The organism is Coleofasciculus sp. FACHB-712 (genome assembly GCF_014695635.1).
Classification (GTDB): Bacteria; Cyanobacteriota; Cyanobacteriia; order Cyanobacteriales; family FACHB-T130; genus FACHB-T130.
In genome coordinates this window covers 1-3,530 of the sequence record NZ_JACJOQ010000650.1, presented here as the reverse complement: position 1 = coordinate 3,530, position 3,530 = coordinate 1, and the positions used below count along the sequence as shown (strand labels likewise).

The 3,530-nt window shown below is 47.2% G+C and carries 4 protein-coding genes and 1 pseudogene; 3 read left to right on the top strand and 2 right to left on the bottom strand.

Annotated features, from left to right (window positions below; translation table 11 throughout):
• Positions 1-332: pseudogene (locus H6F50_RS24485) on the bottom strand (DNA phosphorothioation-associated methyltransferase); the annotation flags it as partial.
• 197 nt (positions 333-529) lie between these two features.
• On the opposite strand from H6F50_RS24485, the gene H6F50_RS24480 reads away from it, so the two are divergent.
• Positions 530-1,153, top strand: a complete 624-nt coding sequence (locus H6F50_RS24480; RefSeq protein WP_190430688.1) for a 2OG-Fe(II) oxygenase — start codon at positions 530-532, stop codon at positions 1,151-1,153.
• A gap of 102 nt (positions 1,154-1,255) precedes the next feature.
• On the opposite strand, the gene H6F50_RS24475 is transcribed toward H6F50_RS24480, so the two are convergent.
• Positions 1,256-2,137: an alpha/beta hydrolase gene (locus H6F50_RS24475; RefSeq protein WP_190430687.1), complete on the bottom strand. Its 882-nt coding sequence runs from the start codon at positions 2,135-2,137 to the stop codon at positions 1,256-1,258.
• A gap of 92 nt (positions 2,138-2,229) precedes the next feature.
• Between H6F50_RS24475 and H6F50_RS24470 the strand changes: the two genes are divergently transcribed.
• Entirely contained in the window at positions 2,230-3,087 is an 858-nt protein-coding gene (locus H6F50_RS24470) for a prohibitin family protein (protein WP_190411495.1), read from the top strand.
• Positions 3,088-3,342: 255 nt separating this feature from the next.
• Positions 3,343-3,530: ATP-binding cassette domain-containing protein (locus H6F50_RS24465; protein ID WP_190430686.1), on the top strand; the 188-nt coding region annotated here is incomplete at its 3' end.

Sequence of the window (3,530 nt, the reverse complement as noted above, 5' to 3'; positions counted from 1 at the left end):
GCATAGCCCTCGTAGAGCCTCAGCAGAGGGTCGAGTTGAGAAAGTGCTGACACATGAACGTAGAGGGCACCCGGCAGCAATTTACCGATGGGGCTTTGTTGGCAGCAGTTGACAATGACACTCAGGTCGTTCGCGCCCAATAAAATCGGCTTGTCGCTGTCAAACCAGCCCGGAAGATTATTGTGAACTTCGGCGGCTAAGTTTTCCAGGTGGGAACAATCATTGCTAACAGCAAGGTAGAGGAGAATGTCTTGACGGTGATGTGTTTTAGCGCAGCGGTTCAGAAATAGCTTTGCATCCCACTCTTCTACTCTGTATGGGTTCAGCATCATGGTCGCACCATTTCCCTGAAACAATGATGGATACAAAGTAGAGTAAACCTATTAATTCCTAAATTGCTGATTTGCTCATTTCTGTAAAAATAATTTACTTAATTTTGAAATAGTCGGGATGGGGCGGTGGAATATACACAACAAGGTGCAACAAGCGATACAACTAACAGAAGGACATTTCATTTTCTGAGAGTTTCTTGAGCTACTACCGCCTACAGCACCAAGTTTTTGAGCCTGACTACCTCAGCGAATTGCAGGGGCAGATTCTCGCTTGTCCCTATTTTGCGGTTAACAACTTGAACCGCGACTTTATCGGCACGAAGGGATTTTCGATTGTATTTCAGCGTTCGGGCTTGGGCGAAGTTGAACGAAGTTTTCCCTTTTTCAAACCTTATCTCAACGTGGCTTTGCACTCGACGTGTAATGCCTTCTATCTCAATCCCCTGATGCTGAAAGAGGGTTCCCGCGTCGATCCCCACATTGACCGCAGTCTGCGCTCTTACTGCAAGAGTATCGAACCGCCAGCCTGGGTGAGTGTCCTCTATGTTCAAGTGCCACGGGATTTGATGGGAGGAGAGTTAGTGTTACGCTGCCAGAAGCGCAATGTAGGACAAGTCCGCCCGCAAGCCAACACGTTGCTAGATTTTCAGGGCGATTTAACTCATTCAGTGAATCAAGTCACCAGTTCAGGGTTTCGCCTGAGTTTGGTTTGCGAGCAGTACAGCTTGTGTGAAGACCAACTCCAAGAGATTCCAGAGTTTACGATTGAATCGAGGGCGATTAAGTCAAAGGGCAAGAAGAAGGAAAAATTAATTTTATAAAATATCCGGCGATTAGAAATCGCGCCTACACAAACGAAGAATCAAGGGTTTTGCTTGTGTAGCCGCGCCTTCCAGTCGCCAGGGCATTTTTATAAATACGCTCTAAATGAACTCTAGAATATGCTGGGCGGTAATCTGGGACTGTTCCAAGTGGGGAACGTGACCGCAATTCTTGATCCAGATGAGTTGAGAAAGCGCGATCGCTCTTTTAAATTTCTCTGCGTCAGCCGTCCCTAAAATCCTGTCAAACTCTCCCCACAGAATCAGTGTCGGCTTGTCGATTTGAGCAATTTTATCGCTCAAAAAGTTGTACCCCCCGCTTTTAGTGAAGGCAATCAGGGCATCATGCCAATTGGGGAGATCGAGGTGCAACGCCGCACACCGTAAAGCATCGAGAGAGGCAAAGCTTTGATCGTAGTAAGCATTGCGTGAAATGCGATCGCGCACTTTCTGATTTCGCAAAAATGAAGTCGCCAGGTTACTGATGGGAGGAAACAACAACCTGCCGATGTTGGGGGGACTAGCGAAACCAGCGCTATCAATCAACACCAACTTTTGCACCGCTTCCGGGTAGGTGAGGGTAAAATCAATTGCTGCTGCACCCCCCATTGAAGTTCCCACGAGAACGATTGGCTGGTTAATCAGCGTTTTCCAGAAGTAGTAGAGATGGGTTTTAATGGCTGTTGGGCTAAACGGGAGTCCAGCCGGTCGTTCGGTAAAGCCGAAACCCAACAAATCCACAACCCACGCTTCATTCTGGGTTGCCAGCAGTGGTAGGAGGCGACGGAACTCGAATATAGAGCTATCGAAGCCATGCAGCAACAGGCTGGGCGTTCCGCCGCTACCCTGATGAACGTAGGTGGTAGCGATCGCCTGTTGCGAGAGAGGAGTTGCGATCGCAGTCTGCTCGATACTCTCTGCTAGGGCTATCGAGGTGGATTCTGTCAGCGCTTGGGCTGCGGATGGTAGAAAACGGGTAAACATGAGTTTTAGTTTACCGTGGAGAAGGGTGATACAGAAGTAGAGGTAGCAGACCATAACCCCTGAGTCACACCAAAACAAAAGGAGATCGGCTCTTGAAAAATCAGTACGCGCAGAATTTACAATTATCAATCCTAGGGATTATCACTGCCTTAGTCCTCTTTATTAGTCTCAATTCTTTTGTAATTATTAACCCAGGTCAGGCAGGAGTCATCAGCATCTTAGGGAAAGCGAGAGATGGAGCTGTGCTAGAAGGCATCCACCTCAAACCCCCACTGATCTCAGTTGTAGACATCTATGATTTGACCGTGCAAAAATTTGAAGTTCCGGCACAGAGTTCTACCAAGGATCTACAGGATCTCTCTGCTAGATTTGCCATCAACTTTCGCCTCGACCCTATCCAAGTCGTTGAGGTGAGAAGGAAACAAGGAACCTTAGAGAATATCGTGTCAAAAATTATTGCACCGCAGACTCAGGAATCCTTTAAAGTAGCAGCGGCTAGGAGAACCGTTGAAGAAGCAATTACTAAAAGAGAGGAACTGAAACAAGACTTTGATACTGCCTTGGGTCAACGGTTAGATAAGTACGGAATTATCGTGCTAGATACTAGTGTCGTTGACCTAACTTTCTCCCCTGAGTTTGCGAGGGCAGTTGAAGAGAAACAAATTGCCGAACAGCGGGCGCAACGAGCAGTTTATGTGGCGCAAGAAGCTGAACAAGAAGCCCAAGCAGACATCAATCGTGCTAAAGGTAGAGCTGAGGCTCAACGACTCCTAGCTGAAACCTTAAAGCAACAAGGTGGTGGGCTAGTTCTTCAGAAAGAAGCGATCGAAGCGTGGAGACAAGGAGGTTCCCAAATGCCAAAAGTTCTCGTCACGGGTGGTGACTCTAATAGCAGTATCCCATTCCTCTTCAACCTGGGTAATCTTCAGGATGCAACTGCCCCTCAATAGTTTTAGGGGGTAGATTCGCCTCTTCAGAATTAAGAAGGCGAACCATGAGCGCATAAAATTAAGGGTTGCCAGCTAACACATCGTTACGCTCAGTTATGCTCATGCTTCGCCCCTACATAGATGGTTTTGTAGGGGCGAAGCATTCGGGGGGTAAACCCAAACACACTCCAAGAAATTCCGCTCCCAAATGCTTCGCCCTCTATTTAGGCAACTCACGGGCAACACCTACTCCCTCCAAACAAAGTTGAGAATGATATGAGCATATTTACACTGCAATCAGTTAAAAAAGACTTTGGTATCAAAGAAATTTTAAAAGATGCCAACTTTAGCCTAGATCCCACAGATAAAGTCGGACTAATCGGCACCAACGGCTCTGGAAAATCAACGCTGTTGAAGATGATAGCCGGTCTAGAACCGATTGATGGCGGTCAACTTTTAGTCAA